We start from the raw sequence: 17339 nt of genomic DNA, 5'->3' as shown, positions 1-17339 counted from the left end.
CTACCTCAAGTGGAGGAAAGGCCTTGAAAGATTTGTTAAACCTGGTGAAAGACCGGGAACAGCTGGAAGAGTTTGACGCAATCCGTATCGGTCTGGCGTCCCCGGACATGATCCGTTCCTGGTCCTACGGCGAGGTCAAGAAGCCGGAGACCATCAACTACCGTACCTTCAAACCGGAGCGGGAAGGCCTGTTCTGTGCCAAGATTTTTGGCCCGGTCAAGGACTACGAATGCCTGTGCGGTAAGTACAAGCGCATGAAGCACCGCGGCATCATCTGCGAAAAGTGTGGCGTGGAAGTTACCAAGGCGAAAGTTCGCCGCGAGCGCATGGGCCACATTGAGCTGGCCAGCCCGGTCGCGCACATCTGGTTCCTGAAATCGCTGCCGTCCCGCATTGGCCTGCTGCTGGACATGACCCTGCGCGATATCGAGCGCGTGCTGTACTTTGAGTCCTATGTGGTTACCGATCCGGGTATGACCACCCTGGAGCGCGGCCAGCTGCTGAACGACGAGCAGTACTTCGAGGCGATGGAAGAATTCGCCGACGAGTTCGAGGCCAAGATGGGTGCCGAGGCGATCCAGGACCTGATGAGCGATATCGACCTGCCGGCGGAAATCCAGCGCCTGCGGGAAGAGATCCCGGCCACCAATTCCGAAACCAAGATCAAGAAGCTGTCCAAGCGCCTGAAGCTGCTGGAAGCTTTCTACAAGTCTGGTAATGACCCGGAGTGGATGATCATGCAGGCGCTGCCGGTACTGCCGCCGGACCTGCGTCCGCTGGTTCCGCTGGACGGTGGCCGCTTCGCGACCTCCGACCTGAACGACCTGTACCGTCGGGTGATCAACCGCAACAACCGCCTGAAGCGCCTGCTGGAGCTGAACGCGCCGGACATCATCGTGCGCAACGAGAAGCGCATGCTGCAGGAGTCTGTGGACGCGCTGCTGGACAACGGCCGTCGCGGCCGCGCCATTACCGGTTCCAACAAGCGCCCGCTGAAGTCCCTGGCTGACATGATCAAGGGTAAGCAGGGCCGCTTCCGCCAGAACCTGCTGGGTAAGCGCGTGGATTACTCCGGTCGTTCCGTGATCGTGGTTGGCCCGACCCTGCGCCTGCACCAGTGCGGCCTGCCCAAGAAGATGGCCCTGGAGCTGTTCAAGCCGTTTATTTTCGGCAAGCTGGAAGCCCGCGGCCTGGCAACCACCATCAAGGCGGCCAAGAAAATGGTCGAGCGCGAAGAAGCGGTGGTGTGGGACATCCTCGACGAGGTGATCCGCGAGCACCCGGTACTGCTCAACCGCGCCCCGACCCTGCACCGCCTGGGTATCCAGGCGTTCGAGCCGGTACTGATTGAAGGCAAGGCGATCCAGCTGCACCCGCTGGTGTGTGCGGCCTATAACGCCGACTTCGACGGTGACCAGATGGCCGTGCACGTGCCGCTGACCATTGAAGCGCAGCTGGAATCCCGCGCGCTGATGATGTCCACCAACAACATCCTGTCGCCCGCTAACGGTGAGCCGATCATCGTACCGTCGCAGGACGTTGTACTGGGCCTGTACTGGATGACCCGCGAGCGTGTGAACGACAAGGGCGAGGGCATGGTCTTTTCCGATATCAAGGAAGTGAGCCGTGCCTTCTACGCCAAGCAGGTGGGCCTGCAGGCGAAGATCAAGGTCCGTATCCGCGAGGTGATCGTCGGCGAAGACGGCGAGAAGCGCGAGACAATATCGCTGCAGGACACCACTGTCGGCCGCGCGCTGCTGTGGAACATCGTACCGGACGGCCTGCCGTTCGAGATGGTCAACCAGCCGATGAAGAAAAAGGCTATCTCACGCGCGCTGAACGAGTGTTACCGCAACGTGGGCCTCAAGGCGACGGTTATTTTCGCCGACCAGCTGATGTATACCGGTTTCGACTTCTCCACCAAGTCCGGTTCCTCCATTGGCGTGAACGACTTCGAGATCCCGGCTGCCAAGGCCGAGCTGATCGACAGTGCCGAGGAAGAGGTCAAGGAGATCGAGAGCCAGTTCGCCTCCGGCCTGGTAACTGCCGGTGAGAAATACAACAAGGTGATCGACGTCTGGTCCCGTACCAACGACAAGGTCACCCAGGCGATGATGGCCGGCATCAAGAAAGAGCCGGTGATCGATCGCGATGGCAACGAGACCGAGCAGGACTCGTTCAACTCGGTTTACATGTACGCCGACTCCGGTGCCCGTGGTAGTGAGGCGCAGATCCGCCAGCTGGCTGGTATGCGTGGCCTGATGGCGCGTCCGGACGGCTCCATTATCGAGAACGCGATTACCGCGAACTTCCGTGAGGGTCTGTCGGTACTGCAGTACTTTATCTCCACCCACGGTGCCCGTAAGGGTCTGGCGGATACCGCTCTCAAGACCGCGAACTCCGGTTACCTGACCCGCCGTCTGGTAGACGTGGCACAGGACGTGGTGATCACCGAGGACGATTGCGGCACCGACGACGGCCTGACCATGGCGCCGGTGATCGAGGGTGGTGACGTAATCGAGTCCCTGGGTGACCGCATCCTGGGCCGCGTAGTCGCACGCGATGTGATCAAGCCCGGCAGCGATGAGATCGCCATCCCGGCAGGTACCATGATCGACGAGAAGTGGGTCGAGCGCATCGAGACCATGGGTATCGACGAGGTAATCGTGCGCTCCCCGATCACCTGTGAGACGGCACACGGTATCTGTGCCCTGTGTTACGGCCGTGACCTGGCCCGTGGCCACCGCGCCAACTCCGGCGAGTCCGTGGGTGTGGTCGCCGCCCAGTCCATTGGTGAGCCGGGTACCCAGCTGACCATGCGGACCTTCCACATCGGTGGTGCGGCGAGCCGTGCTTCCGCGGCGGACAGCATCCAGGTGAAGCAGGAAGGCACCGTGCGCCTGCACAACGTCAAGACCGTGAAAGCCGAGAGTGGCAAACTGGTGGCGGTTTCCCGCTCCGGTGAGCTGGCGGTTGCCGACAGCGCCGGCCGTGAGCGCGAGCGCTACAAGCTGCCCTACGGTGCGACCATCAACGTCGACGAGGGCGCACAGATCGATGGTGGCCAGGTTGTGGCCAAGTGGGACCCGCACACTCACCCGATCATCACCGAGGTGGCCGGTTGGGTGAAGCTGTCCGGCATGGAGGACGGCCTGTCCATCCGCAAGCAGACTGACGAGATCACCGGCCTCTCCTCTATCGAGATCATCGATCCGGCCGAGCGCCCGTCTGCCGGTAAGGACCTGCGTCCGGCAGTAACCCTGGTAGACGAGAATGGCGAGGAGCTGACCCTGGCCAACAGTAACGCTCCGGCGCACTACGCGCTGCCGGCGCGGGCCATCGTCAGCCTGAAAGACGGCGACAAGGTGAATATCGGTGACATCGTCGCCCGTATCCCGCAGGAATCCGGTGGTACCAAGGACATCACCGGTGGTCTGCCGCGGGTAGCCGACCTGTTCGAGGCGCGGAAGCCGAAGGAGCCGTCTATCCTGGCGGAGATCTCCGGTACCGTCTCCTTCGGTAAGGAAACCAAGGGTAAGGTGCGCCTGCAGATCACCCCGACCGATGGCAAGCCGCTGGCGAATGGCAAGGATCACTACGAGGTACTGATTCCCAAGCATCGCCAGCTGACCGTGTTCGAGGGTGAGACCGTGGAGAAAGGCGAGGTCATCTCCGATGGCCCGTCCAACCCGCACGACATCCTGCGCCTCAAGGGCGTGGAAGAGCTCGCGCGCTACATTACCAATGAGATCCAGGAGGTTTACCGCCTCCAGGGTGTAGGCATCAACGACAAGCACATCGAAGTGATCGTGCGCCAGATGCTGCGCAAGGTGGAAATCATTGAGATGGGTGACTCCGAGTTCATCAAGGGCGACCAGGTTGAGTACCAGCGGGTCATCGAGGAGAACGAGCGCCTGCGTGCGGAGAGCAAGCAGCCGGCACAGTTCGAGCGCCTGCTGCTGGGTATTACCAAGGCTTCCCTGGCTACCGAGTCCTTCCTGTCCGCGGCCTCCTTCCAGGAGACCACCCGCGTACTGACCGAGGCAGCGGTAACCGGCAAGGAAGACAGCCTGCGCGGTCTGAAGGAGAACGTCGTGGTGGGCCGCCTGATCCCGGCCGGTACCGGCCTGGCGTACCATGCCGAGCGCAAGCGCAAGCGTGCCATGCAGATGACCCAGGGCTATGCCGAGGGGCCGTCCGCAGAAGAAGTGGAAGCGGCGCTGACCGAGGCGCTGAAGTCCTCCGGGGAGTAATCCCCGGTGGCGGGGTGGGAGCCCCGCTGTTCCAGCCGGCCCGGTGTCCCGCCGGGCCGGCCCAATCAGCAACATAAGTGAGTGCTCACATATTTGCCGATTGACTCGTGGGGTAACCGCCTATAGAATGCGGCCCCCGCTTATGTGGGGTGTGCTGTCCGGCGAGCGCGTTTGCGTGCCCGGCTGGCATACACTGACGACTGGGCCCTCACTGTTAGAGGTGGGGGCGTTTTATTTTTGGAGTGATTTTTAATGGCAACGATCAACCAGTTGGTTCGTAAGCCGAGAAAACGCAAAGTCGAAAAAAGCGACGTTCCCGCTCTGCAGGCCAGCCCGCAGCGCCGTGGAGTTTGCACTCGTGTGTACACCACTACACCGAAGAAGCCGAACTCTGCACTGCGTAAGGTTTGCCGTGTGCGCCTGACCAACGGTTACGAAGTGACTTCGTACATCGGCGGTGAAGGCCACAACCTGCAGGAGCACAGCGTGGTACTGATTCGCGGCGGTCGTGTTAAGGACCTGCCGGGTGTGCGCTACCACACTGTTCGCGGCGCACTGGACTGTGCCGGCGTCAACGATCGCAAGCAGGGCCGTTCCAAGTACGGCGCCAAGCGACCGAAGGATTAATTAATCCTTTTTTGACCAATGCGTTTCGGTTTCCAACCGGAGTAAGGCTGAGCTCGCCGAGTTGTATTTTGTACGGCGGCGTCTCAGAGCAACCCTGAAGAGAGGCAATTGCAATGCCAAGAAGACGAGTAGTCGCCAAGCGCGAAGTACTGCCCGATCCCAAGTTCGGGAATGTCACCCTGGCCAAGTTCATGAACCACGTCATGATCAGCGGCAAGAAGTCCGTGGCAGAGCGCATCGTTTACGGTGCCCTGGACATGGTTTCTGAAAAACTGAACAAAGACCCCATCGAAATTTTCGAAGAGTCCCTGGAAAACATCGCGCCGATGGTGGAAGTAAAATCCCGCCGTGTGGGTGGTGCGACCTACCAGGTGCCGGTTGAAGTGCGTCCCTCGCGCCGCATGGCACTGGCAATGCGTTGGCTGGTTGAGTTTTCCCGCAAGCGCGGTGAGAAATCAATGGCTCAGCGCCTGGCCAACGAAATGATCGACGCATCCCAGAACAAGGGCGGCGCGGTCAAGAAGCGTGAAGACGTACACCGTATGGCGGAAGCCAACAAGGCGTTCTCTCACTACCGCTTCTAAGCCTCATGCATGTTTTCAATTTCATGAAAATTATCGTGAGACATTAATACCGAAAGGCAGCATGGATAAATTCCACAGCTGCCTTTTGCCGTTATATCGAGGATACAACTGTGGCACGTAAAACGCCTATCGCACGCTATCGTAATATCGGTATCTGCGCCCACGTAGACGCGGGCAAGACCACCACTACCGAGCGCGTACTCTTCTACACCGGCCTGTCCCACAAGATTGGTGAGGTGCACGAGGGTGCCGCAACCATGGACTGGATGGAGCAGGAGCAGGAGCGTGGTATCACCATCACCTCTGCAGCTACCACCTGTTTCTGGGCCGGTATGCAGCAGCAGTTCGACCAGCATCGCATCAACATTATTGACACTCCCGGACACGTGGACTTCACCATTGAGGTTGAGCGTTCCCTGCGTGTACTGGACGGCGCTGTGGTAGTGCTGTGTGGTTCCTCCGGCGTGCAGCCGCAGACCGAAACTGTCTGGCGCCAGGCCAACAAGTACGAAGTGCCGCGCATGGTTTTCGTCAACAAGATGGACCGCGCCGGTGCTGACTTCATGATGGTTGTGAAGCAGCTGAAAGACCGCCTGGGTGCCAACGCCGTTCCCCTGCAGATGACCATTGGCTCTGAAGATAACTTCAAGGGCGTGGTCGACCTGATCAAGATGAAGGCCATCCTGTGGAACGAAGACGACATGGGCATGACCTTCGAGTACGGCGATATCCCTGCTGACATGCAGGACCAGTGCGACGAAATGCGTGAGTACCTGGTCGAGGCGGCAGCCGAGGCCAGCGAAGAGCTGATGGAGAAGTACCTGGAAGAGGGCGAGCTGACCGAGGAAGAGATTAAGTCCGCCATTCGCCAGCGCACCCTGGCCAACGAGATCGTGCCGGTACTGGGCGGCTCCGCGTTCAAGAACAAGGGTGTACAGGCCGTACTGGACGCGGTTATCGAGTTCCTGCCGGCGCCGACTGAAGTTCGCGCGATCGAGGGTACCCTGCTGGACAAGGCGGAAACCGTCGAAACCCGTGAAGCCGACGACAATGCCCCCTTCGCAGCGCTGGCGTTCAAAATCGCCACTGACCCCTTTGTGGGCACCCTGACTTTCTTCCGTGTCTACTCCGGTAGGCTCGAGAGTGGTACCGCCGTGTACAACTCTGTAAAGCAGAAGAAAGAGCGCGTTGGTCGTATGGTGCAGATGCACTCCAAGGACCGCCAGGAGATCAAGGAAGTACTGGCTGGCGATATCGCCGCGGCGATCGGCCTGAAGGACGTCACCACTGGTGACACCCTGTGTGACGAGAACAACAAGATTGTACTCGAGCGCATGGAGTTCCCGGAGCCGGTAATCTCCGTAGCAGTTGAGCCGAAATCCAAGGCCGACCAGGAGAAAATGGGTATTGCCCTCGGCAAGCTGGCCCAGGAAGACCCGTCCTTCCGCGTGAAGACTGACGAGGAAACCGGCCAGACCATCATCTCCGGTATGGGTGAGCTGCACCTGGACATCATCGTCGACCGTATGCGTCGTGAGTTTAACGTTGAGGCCAACATCGGTAAGCCGCAGGTTGCCTACCGCGAAGCGATTCGCAACAACGTTGAGATCGAAGGCAAGTTTGTTCGCCAGTCCGGTGGTCGCGGTCAGTACGGTCACGTATGGGTGCGCTTCGAGCCGTCCGGTGACGAGACTGAGGAAGGCCTGGAGTTCGTCAACGAGATCGTTGGTGGTGTGGTACCGAAGGAATACATCCCGGCGGTGCAGAAAGGTATCGAAGAGCAGATGCAGAACGGTGTTCTGGCGGGCTACCCCCTGCTGGGCCTGAAAGCGACTCTGTACGACGGTTCTTTCCACGATGTGGACTCCAACGAGATGGCGTTTAAAATCGCCGCCTCCATGGCGACCAAGCAGCTGGCCCAGAAGGGTGGTGCAGTGCTGCTGGAGCCGATCATGAAAGTGGAAGTCGTCACGCCGGAGGAGAATATGGGTGACGTGGTTGGCGACCTGAACCGCCGCCGCGGCCTGATCCAGGGCATGGAAGAAAGTTCTTCTGGCAAGGTGGTGAATGCGGAAGTGCCGCTGGCCGAGATGTTCGGTTACGCGACCGACCTGCGCTCTGCCACCCAGGGGCGCGCTACCTACTCCATGGAGTTCCTGAAGTACGGGGAAGCGCCGAAAAACGTTGCCGATGAGATCATCGCGAAAACCAAAGCTTAAGCTTTAGTACCTTTAAAACTTTTTAGTTAGAGGATCCTAAAAATGGGAAAAGAAAAGTTTGAACGTTCCAAGCCCCACGTGAACGTGGGCACCATCGGTCACGTTGACCACGGTAAAACCACCCTGACTGCCGCGCTGACCCGCGTTTGTGCAGAAGTATGGGGCGGCGCCGCGGTAGAGTTCGCCGGTATCGACAATGCACCGGAAGAGCGTGAGCGCGGTATCACCATCGCTACTTCTCACGTTGAGTACGAGTCCCCGACTCGTCACTACGCGCACGTTGACTGCCCGGGCCACGCCGACTACGTGAAGAACATGATCACCGGTGCTGCCCAGATGGACGGCGCAATCCTGGTTTGTTCCGCAGCTGACGGCCCCATGCCGCAGACTCGCGAGCACATCCTGCTGTCCCGCCAGGTAGGTGTACCGTACATCGTGGTATTCCTGAACAAGGCTGACATGGTCGACGACGAAGAGCTGCTCGAGCTGGTTGAGATGGAAGTTCGCGAACTTCTGGACCAGTACGACTTCCCGGGTGACGACACCCCGATCATCGTTGGTTCCGCCCTGATGGCGCTGGAAGGCAAAGACGACAACGAGATGGGTACCACCGCTGTTAAGAAGCTGGTTGAGACCCTGGACGAGTACATCCCGGAGCCGGAGCGCGCTGTAGACCAGCCGTTCCTGATGCCGATCGAGGACGTATTCTCCATCTCCGGTCGTGGTACCGTAGTAACTGGTCGTGTCGAGCGCGGCGTTCTGAAGACTGGCGACGAGATCGAAATCGTTGGCATGAAGGACACCACCAAGACCACCTGTACCGGTGTTGAGATGTTCCGCAAGCTGCTGGACGAAGGTCGTGCAGGTGAGAACATCGGCGCACTGCTGCGTGGCACCAAGCGTGACGAAGTTGAGCGTGGTCAGGTCCTGGCGCAGCCGGGTTCCATTACCCCGCACACCAAGTTCGAGTCAGAAGTATACGTTCTGTCCAAGGACGAAGGTGGTCGTCACACCCCGTTCTTCAAGGGCTACCGTCCGCAGTTCTACTTCCGTACCACCGACGTAACCGGTGACGTACAGCTGCCGGAAGGTACCGAGATGGTAATGCCGGGCGACAACGTACAGATGACTGTTACGCTGATCGCACCGATCGCCATGGAAGAAGGCCTGCGCTTCGCGATTCGTGAAGGTGGCCGTACCGTGGGTGCCGGCGTGGTATCCAAGATCATCGAGTAATCACTACTCCTGATCTGGAATAAAAAGCCGCAGCGGAAACGCTGCGGCTTTTTTTATGCCTGTGGTCCGGCTGCAGTCGGGGCCGGGTCAGAGCGTTCCCTTTTTCCATGGACCCCGGATGGCGAAAGTGACGCCCGGTGACTGAACGTTGGCGAACAGCCAGTCACCGTAAAAGGTGGCCCCCGCCCATTCCCGGCCGCGGAAATCGCCCTCGGTGCTATCCCAGAAGTTTGCCCTGGTTCCCGGGTACACCGCGTCGATGCGGTCGATATCGCCGGCTCCCAGCACAATGCGGTTCTCCGCAAACGGGAAGGTAATGCCCTCGTGGGTCAGGCCCACCATGCGCTTGGGGTTCGAGCTGCCGTCCTCGCACAGGATGATGCCGCCGCGCGGGCTGATGGCGATATTGTCCGGGCCGTCCACGTCCGAGGCGTCACTGGATTCGTAGAGCATGGTCAGGGTTTCCGCCCGCGGGTCGTAGACCCACACCTGGCCCAGCTCGGCGGTGCCCCCATCGGTGGAGACGAAGTAGATCAGGCCGCGGTCTTCCCAGCAGCCCTCGCCGCGGGAGAAGATGGCGGCGCTCGGGGCGGAATCGAACGGGCGGCCCTGCATCCCCTCGGGGTCGGTCACCGCTTCCCAGGCGACCTCGAAGGTATCGCCGGGCTGGAAGCCACCCCGCAGGTCCATGGATGGCTGGCCCTTCACCACCAGGGCATACAGCTTGCCGCCGTCCCGCAGTGCTTCGCTGCGATCGCGACCGCCGCGCCAGTTGCGGTGGCCGGCGCCTGGCTGCACATATTTGTAGAATCCGCACGGGTTGGCGTCCTCGGTCTCGTACACAACTCCGGTATTCGGGTCGACAGCAACCGCTTCGTGGCTGAAGCGTCCGGCGGCGCGGACCGGCTGGCCACCATTGCTGGTGCCGAACCCCGGCACGTCGAAGATATAGCCATGGTTGTAGCCATCATTGCGACTGTTCCAGGGGTGGAAGGTCTCTTCACAGGAAAGCCAGGATCCCCAGGGGGTTGGGCCGCCGGCGCAGTTGCGGATAGTGCCGCCGAGGCTAGTGTAGGAGCGCACGAAGCGCCCGCGAGCCAGGTCGAACTCCAGGTTGGTGGTGCCCCCAAATTCGGCCGGGTTGTACATGCCTCCCGGGACGTGACACTGGGTGCTCTCGCCTGCTGAGAGCTCGTGATTGCGCACCAGGGCGATGGTGTGGCCGCGGCGGGCGCAGACCGCCATGCCGTCGTGATCGGTCGGTGTGGCCCGGCCATCGTCCATCAGTTGGCCGGTCCAGCCAAACGACAGGTACTCGAAGCCCCTGGGGAGCGCAAGTAGGGGCAGGCCGGTAGCCAGGTCGCGGGTGGGCTGCAGGGGGCCGTAATCGGGCGAGTAGGCGTCGCGCCCCCGTCCATATCCGGCACCGCTCCCGGCTGCGGCGCGAGCGGCCAGTGAAGAGAAGGCCAGTCCCGCGGCCCCGGCCGCCAGGCCGGATTTGCAGAACTGCCGCCGATCCAGGTTGGCTGCGTCTTTATTGTTGTCCATGATTCCTCCAGAGGTCTTGGTTGCGCGAATTGGCTGCCCGCGGCTGCTTCAATGGCTATGAACACCGGGTCGGGAGGCGATACTGCTTGCTGTTTTCCGGTTCCGGTCACCGTGGACACAGGGATGGCGGGAGGGTGGGATGCGGCTGTCGCCGGCACCGTCCGCCCGCAATTGAATGCGCGTCCAGATTAGGGGTGGTCAATGACAGGCGGGGCAAGCTTGGGTGAAGTTTTGGTGGCCGGGGTGTTGCAGCGCTGCGCGTTCAGGCGCTCTTAAAGCGCGCCTGCCGGGCTCATGAGTCGGGCCGGGTGGCGAGGCCGGTCTCGGTTGGGGAGGGCCCCTGTCGCCCTGACAGGAGCCCTCAGGTCTACCGCGCTGAGGTTACGGCCAGTCCTTGCTCAGGTCGCAGTGGCGGCAGCCGGAGAACAGCTGGTCGAAATCGCGTCCGTCCATCGCCACAAGCTCCTCGTGGTCGCCGGACTCAAAGTAGACCGTGTCGCAGCGCCCCAGGCTGCTGTCCACCAGGGTGGTGATGCCGTAGGCAGGTCCAAGTGGGGGCAGTGCGCCCAGTTCGCAGTCGGGGAAGGTGCCTGCCAGGTCTTCCTCGGGCACCATCTCCAGCTGGTTGCGGCCGGTCTCATCATGGACTGCCCGCATGTCCACGCTACTGCTGGCGGGTATCACCACCATCACGGGGCCCTGTGAGTCACGGAGCAGGATCGCCTTGGCAACCCGGTCCTCCCGCACATTGGCGGTGTGGGCGGTCTCGCGGCTGGTGGCGCTGTGTGAGTGAGTGATCACGCGGTAGGATACCGAGTGGTCATCCAGATATTGACTGACTGTAGAGGCCATGGTCATGGTAAAGCCCTCCTGTTCGGCCCGGTAAGCCAAGTGTAGTTTCGCGCCAGGGCGGCGTCGAAAAACCAGACAGGTTGAGTGCTTGACACCCAGCCCCGGCGCCCGTAGAATTCGCGCTCCTTTTCGCCCGCCCTCGGGGCTGCGTAAAAGGACGCTCTTTAGGTTTTTAAGTTGGAGTTTGATTCCATGCAGGGTCAACGCATTCGAATTCGCCTGAAGGCGTTCGATCACAAGCTGATCGATACGTCTACCCAGGAGATCGTCGAGACGGCCAAGCGCACTGGTGCGCAGGTTCGCGGTCCCATTCCGCTGCCGACTCGCAAGGAGAAGTACACCGTGCTGATCTCCCCGCACGTCAACAAGGACGCGCGCGACCAGTACGAGATTCGTACTCACAAGCGTTTGCTGGACATTGTTGAGCCCACCGAGAAGACTGTCGACGCGCTGATGAAGCTCGATCTGGCAGCCGGTGTTGAGGTTCAGATCAGTCTCGGCTAACACTTTTTAAATCAACTACCGAATCCCAGGCGAAAACGGTCTGGGTAGTGTAACGCTCTGAAACTGGGCGGCCGCAGTGGGTTAAAGCCCCGTGCACTGAGAGGTTAAAACGATGACTATAGGTATTGTCGGCCGCAAGAGCGGCATGACTCGCATCTTCACTGAAGATGGCGCGTCCATCCCGGTTACCGTAATTGAGGTAGCCCCGAATCGCGTCACCCAGGTGAAAACCGTGGATTCTGACGGCTATGCTGCAGTTCAGGTAACTGTGGGCAACCGTAAGGCTTCCCGTGTCTCCAAGCCCCAAGCGGGCCACTTCGCCAAAGCCAACACTGAGGCTGGCTCCCGTCTGTTCGAACTGCGCACTGACGGTTCTGACGAAACATTCGAAATCGGTTCTGAGATCACTGTGTCCGGCTTTGAGGCTGGCCAGATGATTGATGTCACCGGCACTTCCAAGGGTAAAGGTTTCCAGGGTGGCGTTAAGCGCTGGAACTTCCGCACCCAGGACGCAACTCACGGTAACTCCCTGTCTCACCGCGCACCCGGTTCTATCGGTCAGTGCCAGACTCCTGGTCGTGTGTGGAAAGGCAAGAAGATGGCCGGCCACATGGGTGCCGAGCGCGTAACCGTGCAGAACCTGGAAGTGGTTCGTGTAGACGCCGAACGTAACCTGCTGCTGGTTAAGGGTGCCGTACCTGGCGCGCCCGGCGGTGATGTGATTGTTCGTCCGGCAGTAAAAGCCTAAGTCTGAGGGGAAATAGATATGGAACTGAATATCGCTACTCCCGAAGGCGCTAAAGGCACTGTAGCTGTCTCTGAAGTGACTTTCGGACGTGAATTCAATCAGGACCTGGTGCACCAGGCGGTAGTGGCCTACATGGCCAGCGCCCGTCAGGGAACCAAGGCCCAGAAAAATCGTGCTGACGTTTCCGGTGGTGGTAAGAAGCCCTGGCGTCAGAAAGGTACTGGCCGCGCGCGTGCCGGTACCATCCGCAGCCCGCTGTGGCGCTCCGGTGGTGTTACTTTTGCCGCTGAGCCGCGCGATCACAGCGTCAAGCTGAACAAGAAAATGTACCGCGCTGCCCTGCGTTGCATCCTGTCCGAGCTGGCTCGCCAGGAGCGCCTGGTGGTGGTTGAGTCCTTCGAAGTGGAAGCGCCGAAAACCAAGCAGCTGGTCAGCAAGCTGGCCCAGTTCGACCTGGCCGACGCGCTGATCATCACTGAAGAAGTGAGCGAGAACCTCTACCTGGCTGCGCGCAACCTGCACAAGATCGATGTGCGCGACGTGCAGGGCATCGATCCGGTTAGCCTGATCCGCTTTGACAAGGTCGTGGTTACCGTATCTGCGCTCAAGAAAATTGAAGAGGTGCTGGGATGAACCAAGAGCGACTCTACAAAGTACTGCTGGGCCCGGTAATTTCCGAAAAGGCTGCTGTGCTGGCGGACGCCGCCAACCAGGTTGTTTTCAAGGTTACCACCGACGCCTCCAAAGCTGAGATCAAGGCTGCGGTCGAAAAGCTGTTCAACGTTTCTGTTGAGCAGGTTCGCACCGTGAACGTAAAAGGTAAAACCAAGCGTACGCGTTTCGGCATGGGCCAGCGCAACGATTGGAAAAAAGCCTATGTACGTCTGGCCGAAGGCAGCGACATCAACTTTGAAGCTGCTGAGTAAAGGGGACAGTTACAATGCCGATTGTAAAGAGTAAACCGACCTCTGCCGGCCGTCGCCACCTGGTCAAGGTTGTTAACCCCGACCTGCACAAGGGTGCGCCTTACGCGCCTCTGGTAGAGAGCAAGAGCAAGAGCGGTGGCCGTAACAACGCTGGCCGTATCACCACCCGTCACGTCGGTGGTGGTCACAAGCAGAGCTACCGTATCGTCGACTTCAAGCGCAACAAGGACGGTATCCCGGCCAAGGTTGAGCGTCTGGAGTACGATCCGAACCGCAGCGCACACATCGCCCTGGTCTGCTACGCAGACGGCGAGCGTCGCTACATCATCGCACCGAAAGGCCTCAAGGCCGGTGCAACCGTACAGTCCGGTGATGCGGCCCCGATCAGCGTGGGTAACACCCTACCGCTGCGCAACATCCCGGTTGGTGCCGTGATCCACGGTATCGAGCTGAAGCCGGGCAAGGGCGCCCAGCTGGCTCGCTCTGCCGGTGCCTCTGTACAGCTGGTTGCTCGCGAAGGTCAATACGCGACCATTCGCCTGCGTTCCGGTGAGATGCGTCGTGTGCTTTCCGAGTGTCGCGCCACCCTGGGTGAAGTGAGCAACTCCGAGCACAGCCTGCGCAAGCTGGGTAAAGCTGGTGCCAAGCGCTGGCGCGGTGTTCGCCCGACCGTTCGCGGTGTGGCGATGAACCCGGTAGATCACCCGCACGGTGGTGGTGAAGGCCGTACCTCTGGTGGCCGTCACCCGGTAACTCCGTGGGGCGTACCTACCAAGGGTAAGAAAACGCGCAAGAACAAGCGCACCGATAAAATGATTGTACGTCGTCGCGGCAAGTAAGCCGCGCGTCGTCTGAGCAGCTAGAGAGGAATCGACAGTGCCACGCTCATTAAAGAAAGGTCCCTTTATTGATCTGCATTTGATCAAGAAGGTGGAGGCGGCGATCGCAGCCAATGATCGTCGACCGATTAAAACCTGGTCCCGCCGTTCCATGGTTATGCCGGAAATGGTTGGACTGACGATTGCCGTGCACAACGGTCGTCAACACGTGCCCGTGCTGGTCAACGAAGAAATGGTTGGCCACAAGCTGGGCGAGTTCGCCGCTACCCGCACTTACCGCGGTCACGCTGCGGACAAGAAAGCGAAGAAGCGCTAAGCCGAGGTTAAAACGATGGAAGTAGCAGCAAAACTACGCGGCGCTCGTCTGTCGGCGCAAAAGGCGCGTCTGGTAGCTGATCAGATTCGCGGCAAAGGTGTCGAGGAAGCCCTGGACATCCTGGCGTTCAGCCAGAAGAAGGGCGCGGCGATCGTCAAGAAAGTTCTGGAATCGGCCATTGCCAACGCCGAGCACAACGATGGTGCCGACGTTGACGAGCTGAAGGTGTCCACAATTTTCGTGGACGAAGGGATGACCATGAAGCGCATTAAGCCGCGCGCCAAGGGTCGTGCCGATCGTATTCTTAAGCGTACTTGTCACATCACTGTGAAAGTGGCCGAGAAATAAGAGAGCAGGCGAGAAAACCATGGGACAAAAAGTAAATCCTACCGGCATTCGTCTGGGTATCGTTAAAAAGCATACCTCTGTGTGGTATGCAGGCAGCGACGAGTACGCAGACAAGCTGTACACGGATCTGAGTGTTCGCGATTTCATTCGCAAGAAGCTGGCCCACGCCTCCGTGAGCCGCATTGAGATTGAGCGTCCGGCAAACACTGCGCGTGTGACTATTCACACCGCTCGCCCGGGCATCGTGATCGGTAAAAAAGGTGAAGACGTTGAGCGTCTGCGCAACGAGGTAAGCGCGAAGATGGGTGTGCCCGTGCACATCGACATCGAAGAAGTGCGCAAGCCTGACCTGGACGCCACCCTGGTGGCCCAGAACGTTGCCCAGCAGCTGGAGCGTCGTGTGATGTTCCGTCGCGCCATGAAGCGTGCGGTTCAGAACGCAATGCGCCAGGGTGCGGAAGGCATCCGGATTCAGGTCGGTGGCCGTCTGGGCGGTGCTGAAATCGCCCGTACCGAGTGGTACCGCGAAGGTCGTGTGCCCCTGCACACCCTGCGCGCCAACATCGACTACGGCACTGCTGAAGCGATGACCACTTACGGCATCATCGGTATCAAGGTATGGATCTTCAAAGGTGAGGTTATCGGCGACGAAATGCCCGATGAGCAGCCGAAGAAGACCCGCAAGAAAGCTGCTAAGTAAGGGGTGCGCAGATGCTACAACCGAAGCGTACAAAATTCCGCAAGGTACAGAAGGGTCGCAACCGCGGTCTTTCACAGCGCGGCTCTAAAGTGAGCTTTGGCGAGTTCGGCCTTAAGGCCATCGGTCGTGGTCGCATCACTGCGCGCCAGATCGAAGCTGCTCGTCGCGCAATGACCCGTCACGTAAAACGTGGCGGTAAGATCTGGATTCGTGTGTTTCCGGACAAGCCCATTTCCAGTAAGCCCCTCGAAGTTCGTATGGGTAAAGGTAAGGGTAACGTAGAATACTGGGTAGCTCAGATCCAGCCGGGTAAGGTCCTCTATGAGATGGAGGGTGTTTCCGAGGATCTGGCTCGCGAAGCGTTCGAGCTCGCCGCAGCCAAGCTGCCTGTGAAGACAACTTTCGTTAAGCGTTCGGTGATGTAATGAAGACTGCAGATCTACGCGAAAAGTCAGTTGAGGAGTTGAACCAGGAGCTGCTGAATCAACTTGAAGCCCAGTTCAAGCTTCGCATGCAACAGTCCACCGGTCAGCTGACTCAGACTCATCTGCTGAAGCAGACTCGTCGCGACATTGCTCGCATTAAGACTGTGTTGACCGAGAAGGCAGGTAACTAATCATGGCTGAAGCAAAACTGAAGCGTACTGCGACTGGTAAAGTCGTAAGCGACAAGATGGACAAAACCATCACCGTTTTGATCGAGCGCCGTGTTAAGCACCCGATCTACGGTAAATACGTGAGCAAGTCCACCAAGCTCAAGGCTCACGACGAGAACAACGATTGCAACATCGGTGATGTTGTTGTGATCGAGGAGTCTCGTCCGCTGTCCAAGAGCAAATCCTGGGCTTTGCAGAAAATTGTAGAGCGTGCGGCGAAGGTTTAACCCCTAGCGCATTGAAGAGTTTCGGAGAGAGACGATGATTCAAGCGGAATCCTACTTAGAAGTAGCTGACAACAGTGGGGCTCGCCGCGTCATGTGCATCAAGGTGCTGGGCGGCTCCCATCGTCGGTATGCTGGCGTGGGCGATATTATCAAGGTGACCGTTAAGGAAGCCATTCCCCGCGGTAAAGTAAAGAAAGGTCAGGTAATGAACGCAGTGGTAGTGCGCACCAAGAAAGGTGTGCGTCGCCCCGACGGCTCCCTGATTAAGTTTGACGAAAACGCAGCGGTACTGCTGAACCAGCAAAATGCACCGGTTGGCACCCGTATTTTTGGCCCGGTAACTCGCGAGCTGCGCGGTGAGAAGTTCATGAAGATCATCTCACTGGCTCCCGAAGTTATCTAAGCCTCGAGCGGAGAAGAGTTATGCGCAAGATCAAGCGTGACGATGAAGTGGTCGTTATCGCCGGTCGCGACAAAGGCAAGCGCGGCACCGTACGCAAGGTGCTGAACGACGGTCGCCTGATCGTGTCCGGTGTACAGATGATCAAGAAACACCAGAAGCCAAACCCCCAGCTGGGTGTTGCTGGCGGGATCGTTGAGAAGGAAGCCGCTATCCAGGGTTCCAACGTGGCGATTTACAACCCGTCTACCCAAAAAGCTGACCGTGTAGGCTTCAAAGTACTGGAAGACGGCACTAAGATTCGCGTCTTCAAATCCAGCGGCGAAGCCGTAGACGCATAAGCAGGTTGGGTAACTA

Annotated in this window: 20 protein-coding genes; 18 read left to right on the top strand and 2 right to left on the bottom strand. The window is 59.4% G+C overall.

All coding sequences use genetic code 11. The features are described from left to right. Positions 1-23: 23 nt before the first annotated feature. From rpoC to tuf, 5 genes are all read left to right on the top strand, one after another. Positions 24-4253 carry a DNA-directed RNA polymerase subunit beta' gene (rpoC, locus tag LVD10_RS17170; protein WP_232940886.1) on the top strand — a complete coding sequence of 1410 codons (4230 nt, stop codon included), beginning with the start codon at positions 24-26 and terminating at the stop codon, positions 4251-4253. 252 nt (positions 4254-4505) lie between these two features. Beyond that, positions 4506-4880: a 30S ribosomal protein S12 gene (gene rpsL, locus LVD10_RS17165; RefSeq protein WP_232940887.1), complete on the top strand. Its 375-nt coding sequence runs from the start codon at positions 4506-4508 to the stop codon at positions 4878-4880. 113 nt (positions 4881-4993) lie between these two features. Next, positions 4994-5464, top strand: coding sequence for a 30S ribosomal protein S7 (gene rpsG, locus LVD10_RS17160; protein WP_232940888.1), 471 nt, complete (start codon positions 4994-4996; stop codon positions 5462-5464). Between the two features lie 110 nt (positions 5465-5574). Beyond that, entirely contained in the window at positions 5575-7683 is a 2109-nt protein-coding gene (fusA, locus tag LVD10_RS17155) for an elongation factor G (RefSeq protein ID WP_232940889.1), read from the top strand. Between the two features lie 42 nt (positions 7684-7725). Beyond that, entirely contained in the window at positions 7726-8919 is a 1194-nt protein-coding gene (gene tuf, locus LVD10_RS17150; protein WP_232940890.1) for an elongation factor Tu, read from the top strand. An 87-nt stretch (positions 8920-9006) separates the two neighbouring features. On the opposite strand, the gene LVD10_RS17145 is transcribed toward tuf, so the two are convergent. Together LVD10_RS17145 and LVD10_RS17140 are read right to left on the bottom strand one after the other, a co-directional pair. Beyond that, on the bottom strand, positions 9007-10467 hold the full coding sequence (locus tag LVD10_RS17145; protein WP_237064405.1) for an alkaline phosphatase PhoX: 1461 nt from the start codon (positions 10465-10467) through the stop codon (positions 9007-9009). 381 nt (positions 10468-10848) lie between these two features. Beyond that, positions 10849-11358 carry an aminoacyl-tRNA deacylase gene (locus tag LVD10_RS17140; protein WP_232940892.1) on the bottom strand — a complete coding sequence of 170 codons (510 nt, stop codon included), beginning with the start codon at positions 11356-11358 and terminating at the stop codon, positions 10849-10851. Between the two features lie 153 nt (positions 11359-11511). Between LVD10_RS17140 and rpsJ the strand changes: the two genes are divergently transcribed. From rpsJ to rplX, 13 genes are all read left to right on the top strand, one after another. Next, a complete protein-coding gene (gene rpsJ, locus LVD10_RS17135; protein WP_066967210.1) occupies positions 11512-11823 on the top strand; it encodes a 30S ribosomal protein S10 in 312 nt (103 codons plus the stop codon). Positions 11824-11935: 112 nt separating this feature from the next. Continuing rightward, a complete protein-coding gene (gene rplC / locus LVD10_RS17130; RefSeq protein ID WP_232940893.1) occupies positions 11936-12571 on the top strand; it encodes a 50S ribosomal protein L3 in 636 nt (211 codons plus the stop codon). 18 nt (positions 12572-12589) lie between these two features. Then, positions 12590-13204: a 50S ribosomal protein L4 gene (gene rplD / locus LVD10_RS17125; protein WP_232940894.1), complete on the top strand. Its 615-nt coding sequence runs from the start codon at positions 12590-12592 to the stop codon at positions 13202-13204. Next, complete coding sequence (gene rplW / locus LVD10_RS17120; RefSeq protein ID WP_232940895.1) at positions 13201-13497, top strand: 50S ribosomal protein L23; 297 nt, start codon at positions 13201-13203, stop codon at positions 13495-13497. The genes rplD and rplW overlap by 4 nt, the downstream gene beginning before the upstream one ends. A 14-nt stretch (positions 13498-13511) precedes the next feature. After that, a complete protein-coding gene (rplB, locus tag LVD10_RS17115) occupies positions 13512-14336 on the top strand; it encodes a 50S ribosomal protein L2 (RefSeq protein ID WP_232940896.1) in 825 nt (274 codons plus the stop codon). Between the two features lie 37 nt (positions 14337-14373). Next, on the top strand, positions 14374-14652 hold the full coding sequence (rpsS, locus tag LVD10_RS17110; protein WP_067087044.1) for a 30S ribosomal protein S19: 279 nt from the start codon (positions 14374-14376) through the stop codon (positions 14650-14652). 15 nt (positions 14653-14667) lie between these two features. Further along, positions 14668-15000, top strand: coding sequence for a 50S ribosomal protein L22 (rplV, locus tag LVD10_RS17105; RefSeq protein WP_067087040.1), 333 nt, complete (start codon positions 14668-14670; stop codon positions 14998-15000). A 19-nt stretch (positions 15001-15019) separates the two neighbouring features. Continuing rightward, positions 15020-15700 (top strand): 30S ribosomal protein S3, encoded by a 681-nt coding sequence (gene rpsC, locus LVD10_RS17100; RefSeq protein WP_232940897.1) that lies wholly within the window; start codon positions 15020-15022, stop codon positions 15698-15700. Between the two features lie 11 nt (positions 15701-15711). Then, a complete protein-coding gene (rplP, locus tag LVD10_RS17095) occupies positions 15712-16125 on the top strand; it encodes a 50S ribosomal protein L16 (protein WP_067087034.1) in 414 nt (137 codons plus the stop codon). Further along, positions 16125-16316: a 50S ribosomal protein L29 gene (gene rpmC / locus LVD10_RS17090; RefSeq protein ID WP_067087030.1), complete on the top strand. Its 192-nt coding sequence runs from the start codon at positions 16125-16127 to the stop codon at positions 16314-16316. The genes rplP and rpmC overlap by 1 nt, the downstream gene beginning before the upstream one ends. A 2-nt stretch (positions 16317-16318) precedes the next feature. Next, positions 16319-16582 carry a 30S ribosomal protein S17 gene (rpsQ, locus tag LVD10_RS17085; RefSeq protein ID WP_232940898.1) on the top strand — a complete coding sequence of 88 codons (264 nt, stop codon included), beginning with the start codon at positions 16319-16321 and terminating at the stop codon, positions 16580-16582. Positions 16583-16616: 34 nt separating this feature from the next. Then, the gene (rplN, locus tag LVD10_RS17080) at positions 16617-16985 is read left to right on the top strand and encodes a 50S ribosomal protein L14 (protein ID WP_091516889.1); all 369 of its coding nucleotides are present in this window, start codon (positions 16617-16619) and stop codon (positions 16983-16985) included. A gap of 20 nt (positions 16986-17005) precedes the next feature. After that, positions 17006-17323, top strand: a complete 318-nt coding sequence (gene rplX, locus LVD10_RS17075) for a 50S ribosomal protein L24 (RefSeq protein WP_232940899.1) — start codon at positions 17006-17008, stop codon at positions 17321-17323. The last annotated feature ends 16 nt before the right edge of the window (positions 17324-17339 follow it).

Origin of the sequence: Microbulbifer zhoushanensis (genome assembly GCF_021729055.1) — a bacterium.
In the GTDB taxonomy this organism is placed as follows: Bacteria; Pseudomonadota; Gammaproteobacteria; order Pseudomonadales; family Cellvibrionaceae; genus Microbulbifer; species Microbulbifer zhoushanensis.
The sequence above is the reverse complement of the archived record's forward strand: the minus strand, read 5'-3'. Positions and strand labels throughout refer to the sequence as shown.